The 20,559-nt window shown below is 60.5% G+C and carries 12 protein-coding genes; 6 read left to right on the forward strand and 6 right to left on the reverse strand.

Going from position 1 to position 20,559, the window contains the following annotated elements; all coding sequences use genetic code 11:
- The first annotated feature begins 25 nt into the window (after positions 1–25).
- Complete coding sequence (locus tag SH292x_RS03165) at positions 26–2,803, forward strand: Gldg family protein (protein WP_442484132.1); 2,778 nt, start codon at positions 26–28, stop codon at positions 2,801–2,803.
- 204 nt (positions 2,804–3,007) lie between these two features.
- Positions 3,008–4,912, forward strand: coding sequence for a DUF4340 domain-containing protein (locus SH292x_RS03170; RefSeq protein ID WP_442484133.1), 1,905 nt, complete (start codon positions 3,008–3,010; stop codon positions 4,910–4,912).
- Positions 4,913–4,924: 12 nt separating this feature from the next.
- On the opposite strand, the gene SH292x_RS03175 is transcribed toward SH292x_RS03170, so the two are convergent.
- The 3 genes from SH292x_RS03175 to SH292x_RS03185 all read right to left on the reverse strand — a co-directional run bounded on the left by SH292x_RS03175 (position 4,925) and on the right by SH292x_RS03185 (position 7,251).
- Positions 4,925–5,242: a BON domain-containing protein gene (locus tag SH292x_RS03175; RefSeq protein WP_442484134.1), complete on the reverse strand. Its 318-nt coding sequence runs from the start codon at positions 5,240–5,242 to the stop codon at positions 4,925–4,927.
- Between the two features lie 168 nt (positions 5,243–5,410).
- The gene (cysC, locus tag SH292x_RS03180) at positions 5,411–6,073 is read right to left on the reverse strand and encodes an adenylyl-sulfate kinase (RefSeq protein WP_442484135.1); all 663 of its coding nucleotides are present in this window, start codon (positions 6,071–6,073) and stop codon (positions 5,411–5,413) included.
- A gap of 71 nt (positions 6,074–6,144) precedes the next feature.
- Entirely contained in the window at positions 6,145–7,251 is a 1,107-nt protein-coding gene (locus SH292x_RS03185) for an acyl-CoA dehydrogenase family protein (protein WP_442484136.1), read from the reverse strand.
- A gap of 668 nt (positions 7,252–7,919) precedes the next feature.
- Between SH292x_RS03185 and SH292x_RS03190 the strand changes: the two genes are divergently transcribed.
- The 4 genes from SH292x_RS03190 to SH292x_RS03205 all read left to right on the forward strand — a co-directional run bounded on the left by SH292x_RS03190 (position 7,920) and on the right by SH292x_RS03205 (position 12,724).
- Positions 7,920–8,603, forward strand: a complete 684-nt coding sequence (locus SH292x_RS03190) for a PEP-CTERM sorting domain-containing protein (RefSeq protein ID WP_442484137.1) — start codon at positions 7,920–7,922, stop codon at positions 8,601–8,603.
- 68 nt (positions 8,604–8,671) lie between these two features.
- A complete protein-coding gene (locus SH292x_RS03195; protein ID WP_442484138.1) occupies positions 8,672–10,255 on the forward strand; it encodes a DUF7453 family protein in 1,584 nt (527 codons plus the stop codon).
- A 56-nt stretch (positions 10,256–10,311) separates the two neighbouring features.
- Positions 10,312–10,836 carry a YfbM family protein gene (locus SH292x_RS03200; RefSeq protein WP_442484139.1) on the forward strand — a complete coding sequence of 175 codons (525 nt, stop codon included), beginning with the start codon at positions 10,312–10,314 and terminating at the stop codon, positions 10,834–10,836.
- Positions 10,837–11,161: 325 nt separating this feature from the next.
- Positions 11,162–12,724: a DUF7453 family protein gene (locus SH292x_RS03205; protein WP_442484140.1), complete on the forward strand. Its 1,563-nt coding sequence runs from the start codon at positions 11,162–11,164 to the stop codon at positions 12,722–12,724.
- 111 nt (positions 12,725–12,835) lie between these two features.
- On the opposite strand, the gene SH292x_RS03210 is transcribed toward SH292x_RS03205, so the two are convergent.
- The 3 genes from SH292x_RS03210 to SH292x_RS03220 all read right to left on the reverse strand — a co-directional run bounded on the left by SH292x_RS03210 (position 12,836) and on the right by SH292x_RS03220 (position 20,476).
- Positions 12,836–15,202: a beta-L-arabinofuranosidase domain-containing protein gene (locus SH292x_RS03210; protein ID WP_442484141.1), complete on the reverse strand. Its 2,367-nt coding sequence runs from the start codon at positions 15,200–15,202 to the stop codon at positions 12,836–12,838.
- Between the two features lie 222 nt (positions 15,203–15,424).
- Positions 15,425–19,582 carry a lamin tail domain-containing protein gene (locus SH292x_RS03215; RefSeq protein ID WP_442484142.1) on the reverse strand — a complete coding sequence of 1,386 codons (4,158 nt, stop codon included), beginning with the start codon at positions 19,580–19,582 and terminating at the stop codon, positions 15,425–15,427.
- A 480-nt stretch (positions 19,583–20,062) separates the two neighbouring features.
- Positions 20,063–20,476, reverse strand: coding sequence for a RidA family protein (locus tag SH292x_RS03220; protein ID WP_442484143.1), 414 nt, complete (start codon positions 20,474–20,476; stop codon positions 20,063–20,065).
- Positions 20,477–20,559: the final 83 nt, after the last annotated feature.

Genomic DNA, 20,559 nt, shown 5'->3' on the forward strand with positions numbered 1-20,559 from the left:
GACCCCAGCCCCCAGTCCCTAGACTATGAATTTCACCGTCATCAAGGCGATCTTCAAGCGCGACTTCATCAGCTATTTCTCGAACCCCACGGGGTACGTGTTTATCTGCGTGTTCGTCATGCTCAGCGCCCTGGCTGCGTTCTGGCCGCCGGAGTTTTTTAACAACAACCTGGCGAACCTCGACCAACTCAGCAAATGGATGCCGTTCATCCTGCTGGTGTTCATCCCCGCCATTACGATGAGCACTTGGAGCGAAGAACGCCGGCAAGGAACCGACGAGCTGCTGCTTACCATCCCCGCGACCGACATGGACGTGGTGCTCGGTAAGTACAAAGCGGGCGTCGCGATCTTCACCGTCGCCCTGTTGTTCTCGATGTTCTCCATCTGGCTCGTGTTCAGCTGGGGCCTCGGCTCGCCCGACGGTGGTTTGTTCCTCTGCACCTACCTTGGCTACTGGTTCCTCGGCATCGCAATGCTGGCGATCGGCATGGTCGCCTCGTTCCTCACCAAGAACCTGACCGTTGGCTTCGTGCTCGGCATGGTGTTCAACGCACCGCTCGCCGTGTTTGGCGTCGCCGACTGGATCGTCAAAGACCCGCAAACCGCCCAGATGATTACCCGCTGGAGCGCCGACGCCCAGCTCGCCGACTTCGAACGTGGCGTGATCAGCCTCACCGGCATCACGTACTTCGTCAGCATCGCCGTCGTCATGCTTTACATCTGCATGGTGCTCATTGGAAAGCGGCATTGGGGCACCGGCGACGATGGCGACAACCGCTGGGCTCACTACTTGCTCCGCGCGGTCGCATTGCTGCTGATCTTCGGCGGCGTGAACGTCTTCCTGTCCAACTACAATTCGCTCCGCGCCGACGTGACCAGCGAGCGAATCAATTCGCTGTCGGGTTCGACCATCACGTTGCTCAAGGACCTGAGCAAGAACGACGAAGTCGACACCATCCAGGTCGACGCCTACGTCAGCCCCGTGGTCCCCAGCGAGTACGCGGCCCACAAGCTGAACCTGATTGGCACGCTGCAAGAACTCGAGTCGATGAGCGGCGGTAAGATTCGCACCAACATCTACGAGATCGAGAACTTCAGCGAAGAAGCCTCGACGGCCGACACCGCCTTCGGCATCACACCCCAGCGCGTCAACACCATCTCGCGCGGCGTCATGAGCACCGAGGACATCTTCATGGGCGTCGCCGTGCGGCACAAGCTCGACAAGGTCGTGGTGCCGTTCATCGACAAGGGTATCCCCATCGAATACGAACTCGTGCGGTCAATCACGACGGTGGCCGAGGACAAGCGGAAGCGCGTCGGCGTGGTGACGACCGACGCCCAGCTGTTTGGCGGCTTCAACATGCAGGCGATGACCAGCACGCCCGAGTCGCAACTGATCGTCGAACTTCGCAAGCAGTACGACGTGGTGCAGGTCGATCCCAACCAGCCAATCACCGAAGAGTTCGACGTGCTGCTCGCCGTTCAGCCTTCTGCTATGGCTCCCGACGCGATGAATAATTTGGTCGACGCGGTGAAGCGTGGTACGCCGATCGCCGTGTTCGAAGACCCGATGCCCGCGTTCTGGCCGGTCCCCGGCACGTCGCAACCACGCACGGCGGGTGGCGGTCCGATGGCGATGATGGGTGGCGGTCAGCAACAACCCAAGGGCGACATCAATCAGCTCTGGCAACTGCTGGGTATCGAGATGTATCCCGACCAAGTGATCCTGCAGGAGTACAACCCGTACCCGCAGTATCCGTTCCCCAAAGACTTTGTGTTCATCGACGAAGGACTCACCGCCTACGAGGCTCCACAGCCATTCAATAGCGAGCAGGAGATTTCGGCGGGCTTCAAGCAAGTGTTGTTCGTCCGCCCGGGTTCGCTTCGCCAAGTCGACGGCTCGAAGATGAAGTTCATCCCGCTCACGGTGACGGGCAAACTCACCGCGACGCTGCCGACGCGAATCTTGGAATCGATGCGCGACACGTCGAACATCTCGCTCGAAGCCTCTCCCTCGAAGGACTCGTACGTTATCAGCGCTTTGATTGAAGGCGATTACGAGAATACCGAGGACCTAGCCGGCGGGTTGTCGCTCGACGCAGCCGCAGGCGAAGCGAAGGACGATAAGGCGGGTAAGCCAATCGAGAAGACCTTCATCCGCGCCGTGGTGATGACGGACATCGACTGCTTGTTCGACGCGTTCTTCGAGATTCGTGCCCGTGGCGAGCAGGAGTTTAGCGATCTCGCAGAGCTCGATTTCCAAAACGTCGCCTACGTGCTCAACGTGCTCGACTATTTGGCGGGCGACGAGCGGTTCGTCGAAATCCGCAAGCGAAGCCGCCCGCACCGCGTGCTCACGAAGATCGAAGAAGCGACCAAAGACTCGCGTCAGGATTTCCGCGACGATCTGGCAAACGCGCAGGCCGAACTGAAGAAAGCCCAAGAAGAGGCCCAACGAAAGTTCAGCGAGCAAATCGAAGCCATCGAAGCCCGCAAAGACTTGAACAACCAACAGAAAGCGCAGGCGATCGCCCGCATTCAGGAAAGCGAACGCCGCAAGCTCGATCGTCAGCTCGAGCGCCTGCAAAAGGAACTCGACCGCGAGACGTTGCAGACGCAAAGAGCGCTGGAGAAGGAAGTTCGCGGCGTGCAGGACCGGTACAAGGCCTACGCGCTCTTGTTGCCGCCCATCCTGCCGATCTTGCTGGGCATCCTGGTGTACTTCCATCGCCGCAGTGGCGAACGCGAGGGCGTGTCGAAGACCCGCCTGCGGTTCAACCAAAAAGACGACGCCGCTAAATAGATTGCCACGAATAGGCACGAAGAGGCCGCAAAAAGAATAGTCAGGCAGAACTGAACCTAATGCGAACCGATGGAATCGACTAGCAGTTCTTCCCTCACCTTCACCAATTCCTTTTTGTGATTTTTTGTACCTTTTTGTGGCCATCCGTTAGTCACTCGAAACTAGATAACCAACCACCGAATCCTACCCATTCGTTGTCCTACCATGTCCGAACTCAGTAAGACTTGCGTGTTCTTTGTCGTCGCCGTTGGGGCGATTGGCCTCGCGCTGTTCACTCGGCCCACCTCCGAGGAGTACAACGTCGAAGCCCTTCGCGGCACGCCACTTGTCGACACCTTCCCCTCCGACGCTCCGAAGCGTCTGGAGATCGTCACTCGCAACGCCGAGACGGGCGACCTTGAGCGATTTGAAGTCGCCGAGGTGAATGGCACGTGGACCATCCCCTCGAAGAGCGGCTACCCCGCCGACGCCACCGCCCAAATGGCCGCGGCGGTCGAAGGCGTGGTGGGTCGCGACATTCTCGACGTGATCGATGCCGGCAGTGGCGATCAAGCGATGTACGGAGTGATCGACCCTTCCGACTCTTCCGCGGACGAAGGCCATGGCACGCACGTGAAGCTCTACGACGGCTCGGACAAGGAACTCGCCGACCTGATCATCGGCAAAGAAGTCAAAGACCAGCCCGGTCAGTACTACGTCCGCAAAGCGAAGCAGGGCGTCGTGTACAAAGCGATGCTCGACCTCGATAAGTTCACGACGAACTTCGAGAACTGGATTGAGAAGGACTTGTTGAAGCTGAGCACGTTCGAGGTTTCGAAAGTTGGCATCGACGACTACACCATCGAGACCGAGCTGATGTTGACGCAGCGCGGCTTGGAGCAGGGGATCAAAGAAGATCGCCGCGCGAAGATGGAACTGAAGTACAACGAGACCGACAGCAAGTGGGAGCCCGTTACGCTTGAGACCTACAACAAGGCCGCCGGCAAATACGAGGAGTTCACGCTCGCCGAGGGCGAGACGCTCAACGCCGACGCCCTGCGCGAACTCAAGAACGCGCTCGATGATTTGGTGATCGTCGACGTCGAGAAGAAGCCCGGCGGATTGAGCGCTGATCTGCGAGCGGGCGACGACTTCATCAAGAGTCGCGAGACCGTCGAAAGCCTCGCCCGACGTGGGTTCCTCGCCACGCGGGATCCCAATAACCCCGAGGGCGACATCCTGTTGCTCTCCAGCGAGGGCGAGATCGTCATCACGCAGAACGATGGCGTCCAGTACGTGCTGAGGTTCGGTGACCTCCAAGTCGACACCACCAAGCAAGCCGAACAACCCGAGGCCGACGCCGAGGCGGAAGAACTCGCCAAGGCTGGCGACGAGGGGCTCAATCGATACCTGTTCGTGATGGCACGCTTCGACGAATCGGCGATTCCTAAGCCTGAACTCGAAGCCCTGCCCGAACTGCCCGCCGAAGACGCCACCGCGGAAAAACCTGCTGCAGAAGGTGAAGCTGCCGAAGGTGAGGAAGCCAAGCCTAGCCGCGAGGAGATCGAGGCCGAGCGTGCTCGGATCGAGCAGAACAACAAGCGTGCGGAGGAAACGTACAAGGAGAAGATCGAAGCGGGCAAGAAGCGGGCAGAGGAGCTCAATGCCCGGTTTGGTGATTGGTACTACGTGATTCCGAACGAGGTCTTCAAGAAGATCCACCTGGGGCGCGAGGAGCTGGTCACCACTGCCGAAGGTGCCCCGGCTGCCAATCCTAACGAGTCGATGCTGGGTGCCCCGGGTGCCGCGATTCCGGGCCTGCCGCAACTCCCCGCCGCCAGCACTCCGCCAGCTGCCCCGCCCGCCGAGTCGACTCCGCCCGCCACCGAAGCCGAACCCGCCGCCACGGAAGAACCTGCCGCAACGCCCGACACTTCGGAAACTCCCGAAGCCACGGACTCCGCCGAAAGCGCGGAAATGTCCGAGGCAGCCGAGACTAGTGACGCAGCCGAGACGGCCGAACCAGCCGACGCGGAGGGCGCAGCCGAAACTCCGGAAGCTGCTGAAGCTCCGGAGGCTACCGAAACTCCCGCGGCGGAAGGCGAGACGCAGCCTGAAGGCCAGCAGTAATCGCTAAGGCGATTACGGCATCAGGACTTCGATGCGGTTCTCAAGCGGTTCGTCGTTCAGCACTCCGAGCGCGGCGTGCTGGGCGAGTTGCTTGGTGTGGAACGTTGCACAACGTCCGGTGAGCACGATGGCTCCCGCTTCTTCTTCGACTTCCAAGTTGCTGACGCGCTGGTTGAGTCGTTGACGGATTCGATCGCGAATGAGCTCGCAGAGATTGGCAGTATGTACGGGCATAGCAGGGTCGGTCTTTCCTTCGTAGAACGATCGAGGGTCGTCGTCGGCCATTTGCCAACCGCCTCGCACCGCACCAGCCGACATGCGTTTTGCCATGGCACACTCGCCTCCGTTGCCCGGCCTTAACATCCTCTTGAGTTGCTAAAAGACAACTCCGCCGGGGTATGCCAATCTAGCGCCATTCACCTCCTTCTGTCAATGCGAGCTACGCCGCTTCACCCTAATTGAACACCAATTTCATCGATTATTCTCTGCGACTCTTTGCTAGCTACCTAACTTGCCACTCGCGCGAAGGAAATCGACCACCCGATCGGCTAGTAGCTCCGCCGCGAGCTCACCACCCGGAAGGGTTAGTTCGGGCGAACTGGGCGCTTCGTAGGGATCATCGATTCCCGTGAAGTGCTTGATCTCGCCGGCACGCGCTTTCTTGTACAGACCCTTTGGATCGCGTGCTTCGCAAATCTCAAGCGGCGTGTCCACGAACACTTCGATGAAGTCGCCCGGTGCTAGCACTTCGCGCACCGCGAGACGATCGCGGCGATAGGGACTTACGAACGCCGTGAGCGTCACCATTCCCGCTTCGCAAAACAGCTTGGCCACTTCGCCGATGCGACGGATGTTCTCTTCGCGATCCTGCGAACCGAAGCCCAGGCCGAAACGCTGGGCGAATACTTCGCCATGCTTGGGGGCGAGGATCTGCGGTGTGGCGTTGAGCCCATGCCGAACGTTGTCGCCGTCGAGCAGGTAGGTCCGCACGCCCGAGTGAAACAGGTTCTGCTCCACCAGATTCGCAATGGTGCTCTTCCCCGAACCTGAGAGCCCGGTGAACCACACCACGCACCCGCGATGCCCGCTGAGCCGCTCCCGCTCGTCGCGAGTCACCGCATGATCGTGCCAGATTACTTTGGGATTCGAGGGGTCGGACATGGGATGGGGAGGGGCTGGGGAGTAGGGGCTTGGAGCTGGGGATTAGAAGGAGTGTGCCATTATGTCATTCGCTAACCATCGGAGACCATGCCCAGCCCCGCGAGTTCGCACAGATTCGCGTTCATCACCGGTTGGGGGCAGCTCCACACTAAGAAAAACAGCGCCTCGCGGCACCAGCGGCCTACGGGGTGGCCGGCGACGTAGCCCGCTCCTTTCGCGGCGGCCAGGGCGGCTTGGGTCGAGCGGAGGACCAGGCTGTTGGCTCGTTGGCGGAGCGACTCGCTCGAGCAGACCGCGTTGCCTTCGGCGATGGCGAGGAGGTCGCTCACTACTTCGGCGTGCTCGGCGGCGAGCGCCTCGTGCGCGGGGCGGAGTTCCTCGCGCTTCGCGGCTTCCTGTTTCAAGAAATCGAGAGCCGCCGATGCCAATCCAATCGCTAAGGTCGATGTCTCGTGACCACCAGGCCGCGAAGCTCGCCCCGCCATCATCACGTTCGCCACGGGGCCAGCGACGATCCACTCGTCGCTCACCAAGACGCTATCAAACTGCACACGACCCGTGTGGCTGTGCGACACGGCAACCAGCTTCGCGGGCATATCGGCACGGACACCGGGGTCGCTCGTGGGAACGAACGCCAGGATCTGCTCGTCGGTGACGACATCGCCGTCAACGACTACCGCTCCCACGAGAATGCAACCCGCGTGATCACCTCCCGTGACCCACGGCGAGAAACCATCGAGCACGTAACCCGCTGCGGTTCGCGTCGCGGTCAGCACGGGTTTTCCCAGATGGCGATGGCTGGTGGTGAGGTGCGAGATGCCAACGGTCGCGAAGTTGTCGGCGGTGGCGAGGGCGGGGAGGACTCGCTGTTTGAGTTCTTCGTTCTCGCCCGACGCCACGCGGCGGCACGCGCCGGTTCGCTGCGTAATGATGAACGTCGTGGTGAGGTCCGCCGCAGCGAGAGCGAGATACCCACGCACGACATCGAGGTCGCTCCAGTCCTGCCCACCGTACTCGACCGGCAGGAACCACTCATACACTCCTGCCTCGCCACACAGCCGAAGTTGCTCCGCTGGCCAGGCACCCGACAGGTCCGCCGCGTCCGCCCTCGCGGCAAGCTGCGCACACAGCGTGGCCAGGGCAGGGGAGTCGGGTGAGGTAATGCGTGGGCTACTCATGGATTTACGGGAGTTAAGGGACGTCGCGGTAGCGGGAATAAAGTCGCCGTTCCGCCACTATTTTAATGGGTGCGACATTACTCTTTTGAGGGGCTCGTCAAACCTTGTTGTAAGTGGTTGTTGTCAAAGAGGTTAGGGGGTGAAGGGCGGTCGATCGATTTCGAGTAATGTCGCAGGGGGAACCCGCAGGTGCGACTTTATTGGGTGGAGAGCTAGGGGTTGGGGGCTAGGGGCTAGGGCCGCTGTCATTCTGACGGGAGTGGAGTTCCGGAAGAATCTCGTCCCAGCGGCGACCTCCATGATTCCTCCACCTCACGCAGTTAAACCTCCGCCCCAGCCTTTCTATGTCGAATACCTAGTAACACAGCGAACGTGTTCATCAGAACATACCCAACGCGCGCTTTCTAGTCACTTTTTGGAAGAAAGTGGAAAATAGTTGGGGGCGAGATTTCCACGCTCGGGGCAGCCCGGAATAGTGGAAAGTGGGGAGAAAAACTCGTTCACTCTCCGAACGGCATTTCCGTGGCCGGGCAGGGTGAAAATCGAGAGAAATACGGTCTGCTATTTCGCACCGTTTGCTAAGATGGGAATCTCTTATGCGTAAGAGTCGAAGGGCGCACAACGCGTGGCTTGCAGGGGCAGAAGTTTCCGAAGTGAGGAGTTTCGACATGCAAAACCGATTTCAACGAATGTCTGTATTGCTGCTAACGACGCTATGGCTGACGACCCCCGTCGCCTCGGCTGGCACGTACGTGTTCGATCTGCCGGTGCCGCAGCAATCGCTGGCGTATGGCGATGCTGCCCTAACCGTTCCCTTCTCGACCTCCACGAAATTTGAGTCGATCGATACCATCACGGTCGAACTGTTCGGGGTTGGCGAAGAGGGCTTGAAGCGACTCAACACTCCCGAGGGATCGATCGACGATGTGTTCGCCCCTCCGCTTTCGGTCCGCCTGTCGCGGCTAGGTAGTCATCCTGTCGGCAATTACGCGGACTTGTTGGCAGGGGAACCCTCCAGTATCTGGCATTCCGACTTTGGGTGGTTTGGTGGATTAAGGAGAATCGATGTCATGCCGGGTGTGTTCGACGATTTCTTGGACGGCGACGCCGAGATCACCTTCGATAGCTCCAATTACTTCGTGACCATCGGCTTCAACACCATCGACATTCTCACGCCCTCGGTGATCCATTTCGGAAGTGCCCGCGTGACCGTCGTCGGCCAAGCGGTCCCGGAACCTTCGAGCGTGGTGTTGGTTGTCACGGTGCTGCTCTTCGCGGGGTGTTGGGTAAGGAGTCGCGGGCGCAGAACACCCAACTCAAACTCTTTCCTTGCTAATAGTTGTATGCGGTAACTTTGAGTTGACGCTGTCGCCATCGAGTGCGTCGCAAGATTGCGCCCTAGTCAGACGGTATACTTCGAATGAAACGACGAGTCGCCAAATTCTCAGTGACAGTGTTGGTAATGGCTTGGTCGTTAGGCGGGGTTGTTCTCGCGGAGTCGCTCTCTATCGTTGCCGTGTCTGGCCAATCCACTCCGGATGACGATGGTGTTTTTTCACTGATCTTCCTGTCATCTCTCAATAACCGCGGCCAAATCGTTTTCGAAGCGTATTTGGATGACACCAACGATGGCAGAGACGCCGTTGCCTCTGTCTTTCGCAGCGATGGGGCCAGCGGGTTAGTTGAAATCGTCCGCAATGGCGTGAGCGATCCGTCCGGCACCGGAAGGTTTCGTAGTATGTCGCAGCCCAGCCTTAACGACGCTGGAGAGATTGCGTTCAGAGCGAATTTGAGAACGAACGATGATACGGCCAACTTCGCGGGACTCTATCGCGGAGTTGGAGGGAATGGCCTGCAAGAGGTTTTTCGATCCGGCCAGCCGGCTCCCGATGGCGATGGAATTTTCGGCAACGCTGGCGGGCCCGTGTTGAATGAGTCGGACCAAATAGTATTCTTCAGCCAATTGTGGGTAACCAACGCAGTCGATGGCATTTTTCGTCGCGATGGCTCGGCCCCCATCGTACAGCTTGCCCGCGCCGGCCAGTCGCCGCCGGATGGCGATGGTGTGTTCCAGAGGTTTAACAGTTTGGCCATCAACAATAGTGGACTGACCACTTTTCTCGCGGACATAAGGGATGCTCACACGCGAGGCGATAACGGGGGCATTTTCGGCATCGATGACTCGAATGGCCTCATGGTGGAGATGGTGCGGACATTGGACTCCGTACCTGTCGGACACGGGTTCTTTAATAGCTTGGGAAACAGCGCGCTCAATGAACGGGGGCAAGTTGTTTTTAGCGCGAGTATCGGCGGCCTGGGTGTCGAGGCCAGCGAAGACAGTGGGTTATTCCTTGTGCAGAATGGGACCGGAGTGACGGAGATCGTCCGCGAAGGTCAGCTAACACCCAGCGGAGATGGAGAGTACGAGAGATTCGGCGTCTTTGCGCTCAACGACGCGGGCCAAGTGTCGTACCATGCGACCATTCGAAACGCAGCAAGTGGCTCAGCGAATCTTGGAGGCATATTTCGAAGCGACGATTCCGGAAGCGCTATTGAAATCGTTCGTAGCGGCGAGCCTGTTAATGGCGGTGATGTGATTCTTAACTTTGATTCGATCGCGCTTAACAATTCTGGGCAGACGGTCTTCCTGGGTCTCCTCAGCTCCCGTATGGGTACACACGTTCCGGCCGGTCTCTATTTTCACGATGATGCCCTGGGCCTCCTTCAGATAGCCCGTGTGGGTGACTCCTTGTTGGGCAGTACCATCACACGCCTCCAATTCAAGGGACATGGCGAATCAATCAATAATCAACAACACAGTGGCCTCAATGACTTGGGCCAAGTTGCCTTTACTTTTGACTTAGCCGATGGTCGGGACGGTATCGCCATCTGGTCGCCACCCGCGACGGTGCCGGAACCTCAAAGCCTGGTTCTGGTTTCGGCACTCCTCCTCGCTGCGTGTTGGGTGCGAAGTCGCGGGGGGGTAAAGCCACCCCGTCGTTAGCCCCTGCCGGTCGACAACTATCCGCCCGCTAAGCGCCCTTTCCGGAGACCCATCCCATGAGCATGATTGGAAACTTCGCGCGGATCCCGGAAGAGCTGCGCCAGCGGCTTCATGCTGCTCCGGAGATCATTACGTCGGTGGTGTACGCCGATTTCGATGGGGGAGGCTCGGAAGGCGATTCCATTCCCGAGGCCGATCAGCTGGATGTCGACAAGGCGTGGCACGCCATCCATTTCTTGCTGACCGGTTCGGCGTGGGAAGGAGATTTCCCTGAGGGCTTCATCGTCTCGTGCGGGCAGGTGGTGGGAGACGAGGACCTGGGGTACGGCCCCGCCCGGTCGTTCTCGCCGAGTGAGACCGCCGCGATCGCCGACCTGCTGGCGAGCATTTCTGACGACGATCTGCAGTCGAGAGGCGACCTCGCCTCGCTGAACGCCACCGGCATCTACCCAGAAATCTGGGACGAACAGTACGAGGACGACGAACCGTGGGAGTACGTTCAGGCCTACTTCCAAACACTCCGAGCCTTCGTGGTCGAAGCGAAAGAGCGAGGGTTGGGGTTGTTGGTTTGGTTGAACTAACTTGGCGAGAAGTAGTGAACCTCGCTAGTGTGCAGGAGTGAGGACGGCGGAACGTCGAGAGTTGCAGCGATGTCTTGTGCGAAGCTCCGGGCGCTGACGCTTCCGGCTCAAGGGGCGTTGTTCGTTGTTCTCTCCAATAGCCGAGGACGCCGCGTGTCGTCAGACGAAGGTGGTAGCACACCCATTCTAGCTCCACGGCATTCCTGTTTATCTACTAGTTGCGAGCAGCGCGTGGCTCCCACTATACTGGGAATAGTTCGAATTGGTGCCGCGAACTGTTCCCTGCAGCGTAACTTTCTTCCCATCTCAGGCGGTGGAGTGAATAATGGGACGACGAGGCGGAATTCGATTGGCGCTCTGGTTGATGTTGCTTGCCGCGGGCAGCGTGGCAGTGGCACAAACGACAACGATTGTTGTCCACTCAGGCCAGACCGTTCCCAATGGCGACGGCACGTTTGAGTCGGCCATGTATCCGGAGCTGAACAATCAAGGTGAGGTGGCGTTCCGATCGGTATTAACCGGAACGAGCTCCGCCGATGGAAGGTCGATTGGCATCTACCGCGGTGGCGGGCCAACGGGCTTGGTGGAGATTGCTCGGATAGGGGAACTTGCCCCCGATGGCCAGCAGATGTACGAGGTGCTCTACCATTTCTTCCTGAACGACGCGGGCGAGGTTGCCTTTCAGTCGACGCTTAGTGAAGTAGGTGGCGGAACGGAGAGCGGTACCGGCGTCTATCGAGGCGACGGGTTGAGCGCTCGCGTGGAGATTGCGCGATCTGGGGACGCTATCCCGGGGGACCCCACTGCGCTAGGTGGAGTTGTGTTGCAGAAGCTCGGCGACAACGGGAGAACCCTGATCTCCAGCGTGCTTGATGAGGCGACAAGTGATGGGGGTCTGTTTCTTAGCGACGGCACATCGGGAGTGATGCAGATCGCTCGCAGTGGGCAGTTGGCACCGGATGGAAATGGAACGCTCGCCAATATCGTTGCGCCCACGCTGACCGCCGGCGGGCAGGCGTACTTTATGGGAACCTTGACTGGTACCGCCGGAATTCGCGATAGGTCGGGCATCTTTCGCGGAGATGGCTCCGCTGCTTTGGAACAAGTGGTACGAGGTGGTCAGTCGGCCCCGGATGGCGACGGATCGTTCTCCAGCTTCGGATACCCTTCCCCCAACGAGGCTGACCAAGTGGCGTTTCGGGCGAGGCTGAGCGGTACCGCTGCCCGTGGGCTCGACGAAGGGGTCTTCCGCGCGGGGGGACCAAGTGGACTTGTGGAAATCGTCCGCAAGGGAGCCCCCACGTCTGGTGATGACGAGATGTTGTGGGAGTTTTCCACCGTCGTCTTGAACAACGCGGGACAAGTTGCGTTCGAAGCCGGTCTTCGCGGCGACATGACCGGTATTGATATCCCAGCGTTGTATCGTGGCGATGGCACGACCTCTCCCATCGAGATCGCCCGCGCCGGACAAGCTTCCCCTGACGGCAATGGCACTTTTGCTGACTTCTTAACGCTGACCATCAACGACCAGGGACAGACCGCGTTCTTGGCGCGGATGAATCCTCCGATTGTCGGGCTCGCCGATGTGGGTCTCTACTTTCACGACGACGAACTGGGACTGTTGGAGGTGGCGCGTCGAGGGGATGCGATGCTGGGTAGCACGATCGCCTATTTGAGCTTCGGAAACGATCACTCCTATCCGGGCGACACGCGCCGCCGAGGCCTCAACGATCAGGGCCAACTTGCCTATGCGTTCGCGCTCGAGGACGGCCGATGGGGCATCGCCCTGTGGTCGCCACCAAGCGTCGTGCCTGAGCCACGGACGATCACACTACTTGTGCTTGGCACGTTGGCGATGGTGGCACGGCGCCGAAGGTGTAGCAACTGACGTCATCGCTTATTCGCCCCCACCCTAACCCTCCCCCCAACGATTTCGCGAAGGAGTGGGAACGGGGGACGATGGTTTCTCACGCGAAACCGTTCGGGGGAGGGGACTTCTTTACTCCACGCCCTTCTTCACCAACCGCACGTCGTAGATGCCGCCGGCCATCGAGCCGTCGTGGGCGGTGAATTTGATGGTGAGTTTGCCATCTTTCGCCGTCGCGAGTACCTCGGCGGGGATCTTGTAGCGGTGCGTTACGAATTCGCCCGGCGTGGGGCCTTCGAAGTCGACTTTGGCTAGCAGTTCGTCACCCGCGTGGATGTCGAAGTGGCGGTGGTCGTCGCCCCAGTAGGTGAGCGCGAGTTCGAGGTCCTGTTCGCCATCGGTCGCCAGGTCGTAACTCCACCAGCCTTGGGCGTGGCGGTAACGGCGATCGTTCCACACGCCGGTGTCGGTCCGCTCGCCTTGGAAGTTGTGCTCGGTCTCGGGTTGTTGTTCGCCCGGCGGGACGCGATCAACCGTGGCGCGATCGAGCGCGAGGGCGGTTTGCTCGGCGGCTTCGATGCGAGCGAGTTCTTGCTGGTACTCGTCCGGCGAGACGAGTCGCCAGTAAACCATGTAGCGAGCATCGTGCACGCCGGCGAACGGAACGAGTTCGAGGTCGTCGAACGTGTCGGGGCGGATCGCGCCGGCGAGCTTGAACGTCATCGGCTTGCCGGCGACGGGCTCGAGCATGCCTGGGAGCTCATCGCGATCGGCCACGAGCATGGGGGCTTCGTTGAGCGATTGCATCGGGCCCGAGGCGCTTTGGTTGTCGCGCTCGGCAGTGGCGACGAGGCCGTCGAGACTCTCGGTGCCGGTCTTGGCGGCGAGGACGATCGGCCCGTGCACCAGCGCGACGTAGTCGTCCTGGTAGGGGAGCGACTCGACAGTGGTGTGCATCGGGAGCGAAACGTCGATGGTGTCGCCATCGTTCCAGGTGCGATCGATCTCGACGTAACTGCCGGGCTCGCTGGTGATTTCTACCGGCTTGCCATTCACTTCGATGGCGAGTTGACCTTCGGCGACCCACGAGGGGTATCGAATCCGAATCGCGAGCTTGGTGGGCGAGTCGGCGCTGAGCTTTAGCTGCGTCTTGGGTTCGTTGGGGAAGGTGGTGTTCTGCGTGACGACGAGGCCTTTGTCTTTCCAGTCGAGCTTCGAAGGGACGAACAGGTTGACGTACAGCGCGGTGTCGCCGTCGTGGGCGTAGATGAATCGGCCGTACTTGCTTTGGCTTTCCATGCCCGAGCCGACGCAGCACCAGAAGTTCTCTTCGGCGTCGGAGTAAACCCGATAGTGGCGCGGGCGGGCGGGCGTGTAGTAGACGTAACCGCCGTGCTCGGGATGCTGCGACGACAGGATGTGGTTCATCATCGCCCGCTCGTAGAAGTCGGCGTAGCGCGTCGTGGGATCGACGGCGAACAACTGCTCGGTGAGGCGCAGCATGTTGTAGGTGTTGCAGGTCTCGGGTCCGCCGCGGCCATCGATCCAGGCCATCGACTGGTCGGGGCCCGGAAAGTGCTCGTGGACGCTATTGCCACCGAACGCCAGCGTGCGGCCGTCGACCACTTTGTCCCAGAACGTCACCGCAGCACGGTGGTAGTCGGCATCGTCCGCGAGCTGGGCGATGCGTTCAAAGCCGACGACTTTGGGAACCTGCGTGTTGGCGTGCAGGCCGGTGAGGCGATCTTCGCCGCGTACGAGTGGATCGAGAATCGCGCGGTGGCTGAAACGCTTGGCGAGCGCGAGGTACTTGTCGTCGCCGGTGATCGAGGCGACGTCGGCGAGCACTTCGTTCATGCCCCCTTGCTCGCAGCCGAGCATACGCTGGAGTTGTTCGTCGTTGAGCTTACCGATAAGTTCGGCGGTCCAGTCGGCGAGACCAACGAGCACTTCGCGAGCCTGCTGGTTGCCGGTGATGAGGTAGGCATCGCGCAAGCCGGCGAACGTCTTGTGCAAGTTGTACCAGGGGACCCACCGGCCATCGAGCGAGAAGCCCTGTACGTCGTACGAACCGGTGGCGATCTTCGGCCAGTAGTCGCGACTGCTTGGCACCCCGCCGACGTAGCCATCGCCGTTGGCTTTCTGTGCCCGCGCGAGTTCGGCGACCATGTAGTCGAGTCGCTCGCGGCACTTCGCATCGTCGAGCGCGGCGGCGGTGATGGCGAGCGCGGTGAGATAGTGCCCCGCTGTTTGGCCGTTGAGGCCCGAGGTTTCCCAACTGGGGTAGGCCTTGGCCTTGGGTTCGAGCCCCGCTTCGGTGAGCATCGGCGCGAGCAGGCGGTCGGGATCGTAGAGCAGGAGCTGATCGCGATTGAGCTCGGCCGCGTGCCGCAGCGGTCCACCCGTGACTTCGACCTGCGAATAGTCGAACAACTCGACGGCCGTCGCGAAGGTGGGGAGTAGAAGCGTGGCCACGAGGGCTAGCAGAAAGGTTCTCATCGCCTGAGTTCCTGGGTTGGCGGATATCTCATAAAAATTTAGCTAACGTGATTATAGCGAAGCGGCGGCGGGGATGGAAGCAAGTGGGAAAAAGGCAGGTAGGCCGGATCAAGCGGAGCGCCGACCCGGCATTTAACGCTTTGCCGGGAGGGTAGCGTCGCAACAACAGCCCGCGCGGGAATTGCCGCACGCGGCGCGGAGCTTGATGCGGCCTACGCGCGGTTAGATCGCTAGAGCGGTGTCGAGGGTTACTTGTAGCTCCGACTCTTCCTGTTCGCTCTCCAAGGCGAACCAATCGAGTGGTTCATCGGATTTCATGATCGATTCGCCGTCGAGCAACAGTAAAAGCGCTGCGTCGATGGCAGAGCTGCTGGCGGAGGTGGAGTTGCTCGCGGTGTCGACTTCGCTCGCATCGGTCGATGGCGAGGCGAGAGGCATCCACGCCCGCGAGGCGGGGCTGGGGATCGCTGTGGATTCGTCTTCGAGTGTGGCGAGGGCTTCGTCGTTCGCGGTATCTTCTTCCGCTGGTGGACTTACCACGACGGCGACCGGTGGCGGCAGCGTGGCACCGAGGTTGTCGCGCCAAATGGTGTAGTCGGCGAGGTTCACGAGGCCATCGCCATTGCCATCGGGACCGGCGCCGAGCGTGAGGAGCGACGCGCCGAAGTACTGCTTCCACACCGTGTAGTCGGCAGCGTCGACGGTGCCGCTATTGTCGTAATCGCCTGCGAGTTGGGGCACCGCGATGCCCGACTTGCCGGGCGTGCCGCCAACGGTCGCGCTGGTGCGCCAGTTGGCGGGGTCGTTGAGATCGCCCAGCGGGTCGATGATCTCAAGTGATGGCCCGCCCCCGTCGGCCGCGGTTGGCCAGCCGTCGCCATCGCTGTAGGTGAGCGACTGAAGAATTAGCCCACTGGGGGTGCGGAGCGTGACGGTCTCGCCACCGTTGCTGAAGTTGGCGTCGAAGTAGCCGTTGGCTGCCAGGTTGATGCTCGTGCCATAGTGCGACTGGAAGATTTCCGGCGAGCGGGCGATGACGATGAACTGGCCGGCGGCGAGGATGGTTCCGCTAGCGAACACGTAAGGCGTGTTTGCAAAGTCGGCGATCTGATAGCCCGAGAGATCGAGGTCGTTGTCGCCATAGTTCCAGATCTCGATGAACTCAAGATCGGCACCGGCGATCGGGCCAGCGCTGGCGGGGTTGTAGTTGAGCTCGGTGATGGCGAGCGTCGGTTGCTCGCTCGGAGGCGCGGCGAGCAACTCGATGGGGTCGGACCAGTGGCTCCAGTTGCCCGACGCGTCCTGCATGCGAACGCGGGCGCGGTAGGTCTTGCCGGCTTCGAGCGCGGTGCTGGGGACATCGAGCTGGCTGTCGAAGGAGCTCAGCGTACCGGACTCCCAAGTTCCCTCGATCTCGTAAATGTACGGCGTGCTGGCCACGTAGTTGGCGACGCCCGCGTTATACACCTCGGCGATGCGCCACTCCATCGCGGCGAACGTGCCTGGGCCTTGGGGATCGCTGAACGTGGAGGTCTCGAAGGCGAGCTCGTCGACCGGGAACTCCGCCGTACCGGTGTAGCTGATGGTGGGTTTGGTAGGAACACCGGTGTCGTTGCCCTGGCCCTGCACGAGGTTATAACCGTAGCCGCCAGGGCCGACGAAGTCCTGCATGTAGTCGACGAGCCCAGCGAACGACTTCTGGCTCAAGAGCGCGGGGTTGAAGTTCTCGTACCAGATGCCCTTCTTATTCTTCTGCGGGTGATAGTCCCACATCGCCTGATTGGCGTTGACGATCGAAAGGTCGCCAGTGCCGAGCGTAAGGACACCCGCGAGCTCGGCAATGACTTGCGCCGCGTCGCCACTGTTGAGAAGTAGGTCGGTGATTTCACGCAGGCGATTGTTGTAGGCTAGCCGCGCGGAAGGATGCTGGCTCAGCAGCGAGCGGATGTTCTCGCGGGTGGTGACGGGCTGGCCGTGATGCGGAGCATCTTCAAACGTCAGGTCCAGATCCCAAGGAATGACGTACCACTGGCCGGTGACTTCGTTGCGGTAGTAGTTGACGTTCTCGTTCGGACGGATGTCGGAGTTGTTCACGAGGTGGTTGACGATGTTCCACGCGAAGTAAACATCCCAGTTAAGATTCTCTTGCCACCACTGGAGCGATTCGAACCCACCGTCGGTGCCATTGACGAACGCGGTGAGGTCCGAGCGATCGGTGGGCGAGTTGGGGCCCTGATGCCGCTGGGTGGTGGCACCCCAGACGCCGCTGTGCATGTTGTAGATATTGCCGTCGTCGAGGCCACGCTCGTCGAGGAAGCTACCATCGGGCTGCTCGATACCGATGTAGAGCCCCCAGAAGTCGCCGGCGAATTGATTGGCGCCGGTCTCCGACGCCCCGTCGATCACCCGAAAATTAAAGTAGTTGGTTCTGGGTGACGGCGCGCCGGCCAGTTCGAACAACTTGAACGCTGCGGGTTCGAACAGCACGGTTCCTTCGGTCGACACGTCGTTCCGCCACCAAGGATTGGTGCCGGGTAGGATGTTGATTTCGTCCCACAGTTCGTTGTAAGGCTTGCCGTAGTTGTCGTAAGCCTGGAAGTGGTGACCGGTGAGGAACTCGATCTTCCACTTGTTCTTGCCGACTTGGTAGGTCGATGCTTGGCCGCGATTGCGGAACTCAACGTGATCGTACACGACGCCGTTGTAGACCAGCGTGCCACGGAACAGTACCTCGTTGTACTGGCCGTTGTACTGGCTGTTTTGCACGTCCGTGGGGTTGGCGATTAGGTGATAAGTGGCGATGTCGTCCAGCTTGTCGCCGCTGTAAACGACGTTCGAAACCTGACCGGGACGCAGCGAGGCGGAGTAGTCGGGCACGCCGTCGTAGACGAAGTAAGCGAAGTTCGGCTGCGGGTCGTCGGCGTAGGGACCCTGGACCGATGCACCGAGGGTGTCGGTTGCCGTGATGCGATAGCGGACCATGCTGCGGTGGTTCTGCAGCGAACCAGGGAGCGTCACGGAGTACACATCGTCCCCCGCCACGGCGTCGCCAGCGAGGCCATCGTCGCGCATGACCAGCGTCGTCCAGTTGGTTTCGTACGCCGCGTCGGTGATGCGGATGTAGTTGCCGGGGAGTACGATCTGGTAGGCCAGCGTCACACCCGCCACTCCATTGGGATCGGTTGCTTTGATCGAGACGACCACGTCCTCGCCCGACTGAGGCTGCGCGATCGACTGATTCAATTGACGCAGTTGCGGGGCGGCGTTCGTGGAGTACACCGTGTTGACGGCGCCCGGCGTCGGTTGGCTGATGGTGTCGTCAGGTACCGATAGCTGCAGGTTGAACGACAGGTCGCTGCTGGCGAGGTTGCTGTTGAGCAGATGGACCGCAATGGTGTTGACGCCCTGCACCAAGTAGCTCGAGGCGTTGGTCAGCAGCACCGTTTCCCACTCGGCCTCGTGATCGGTCTGCGACAAGCTGTTGTAGTTGGCACTCCCGGTGCCCATGTAATGCCGCGAAACCTCGACGCCGTTGATGGTAACGATCGCACCGTCGTCGAGGTAAATGCGGAGTTCGAGATGGTTCGGCACCGCGCCTTCGATGTTGAACGACTTGCGGAGGTAGACCGTCGAGTAGTTGTTCTGCATGTCGGCGAGCACGGTGACGTCGTCGCCATCGCCGTAGCCGATGGTCGCCACCCCGCTTTGCCACGCGACAGAATCGTTGGCTTCGACGAAGCCGCTCGATCGCCAGTCGAAGGCGGGGGTCCCGGGGTTAGTGGGAGGATTGGTCACAATGCCCTTGCGATATCGCCACGATTCCCCCGAGGCGACGAGGTCTTGCCCACCGTTTGGTGTCGACGATAGCCCCGACGAGCGCCAACTGCCGGCAAGGTCGTTGTCGAGATCGGGGTGAATGAGTTCGAGCGAGCTACCGTAGTCGCCGGTGGTGGGCCACGGGAAGCCAGGGCGATAGCTGACGATGTCGACCAGCGTGCCCGAGGCGTCGAAAAGTTCGATCGACTCGCCATCGTTGCTCAGCCGGTCGCCGTCTTGCCACTGACCGAAGGCAGCGAACCCATACTTTGTGGCGAAGTCGCTGGCGTTCTGCGTGACGACCAAATAGCCACCCGCCGCGATCGACGAACCTACTGGAAACGTGTAGTCAACCGCTTCGTCGAGGATCCAGTTCGAGAGGTCGACGGCCGATGCCCCCGAGTTGTACAGTTCGATGAACTCGACTTGCTCGGTAGCGACGTTAGGGTCGTAGTGGATCTCGTTGATGACCACCGCGAGCAGGTGGCGTGGTTCGAGCGTTTCGAATCCGATCCGAGGCTGATGCTTGGGCGTGCTCGGGCGGCGGAGTTTCGGCTGTCGCATGGCGGAAGAGATCGATCGGGGCTTAGAGAAGAACACACAAGCGCGATCCCCGAGGCAACCTCTCCGTTTCCGACGGCGAGGTCCATGCGGTCCGGGACGCAGGACAGCCAGAGCCGTCCAATTAGTATTGTCCTAAAACCTGCAGAATCGTGTCAGAAGATTCCGCTAAAAAATGTGAAAAAATGCAGCGCCGGGGGGGCCGCGAAGCCGCAGTTTGCCGCAGGTGGGGCAGGGGGTGAAGCTTCCAGGCCAGCCCCTGTCGGGGGGCGTGGGTGGGTACTGCGTGGACGCTAAAACCCAAGGCTTCCGCCATGGGCTATGGGGGATTTGGAGCTGCTTTTGGGGAAATGAAGAAAGGCTGCGCATACGAGCAAACTCAGCCCCCACCCTAACCCTCCCCCGCACGAATTCGCGAGAGAGGTATTCTCACAGGGTGACCGCTACTAGCGCGAATTTGTGTGGGGGAGGGGACCGAAGAGCTCAATCGATCACGGCGTCGGCTTCGATCTCGATCTTTGCTTCGCCATCGATCAGTCGGGTGACTTCGACGATGGTCGTCGCGGGACGGATGTCGGCGAAGACTTTGCCGTGCACCTTGGCGACTTCTTCCCACTGCGAAACGTCGGTGACGTACATGCGGGTGCGGATGACGTTCTCCATCTTGCCGCCAAGCGACTTGATAGCGGCCTCGATGATGGCGAGCGCCCGCGCGGCTTGCTCGCCGACGGTGGGAGCGTAGGTGCCATCGGCGTTGACGCCGACCGAGCCGGTGACCGCGATCATGTTGCCTGCCCGTACCGCCCGGCTATAACCCATCAGCGGCTCCCACTTCGACCCGCTGGACGCGTGCATGCGGTCGCCACGGGCATCGGTTGAGATATGGATTTCGGACATGGCGGGGGGCTCCTGGAAGTTGGCTTTAAGCAATGGGTTGTAGGCTGTTAGCTTAGCGATTGGGGTTGGGAACCGACAGGTAC

It is taken from the genome of Aeoliella fuhlenseeensis, assembly GCF_052161615.1.
GTDB lineage: Bacteria > Planctomycetota > Planctomycetia > Pirellulales > Lacipirellulaceae > Aeoliella.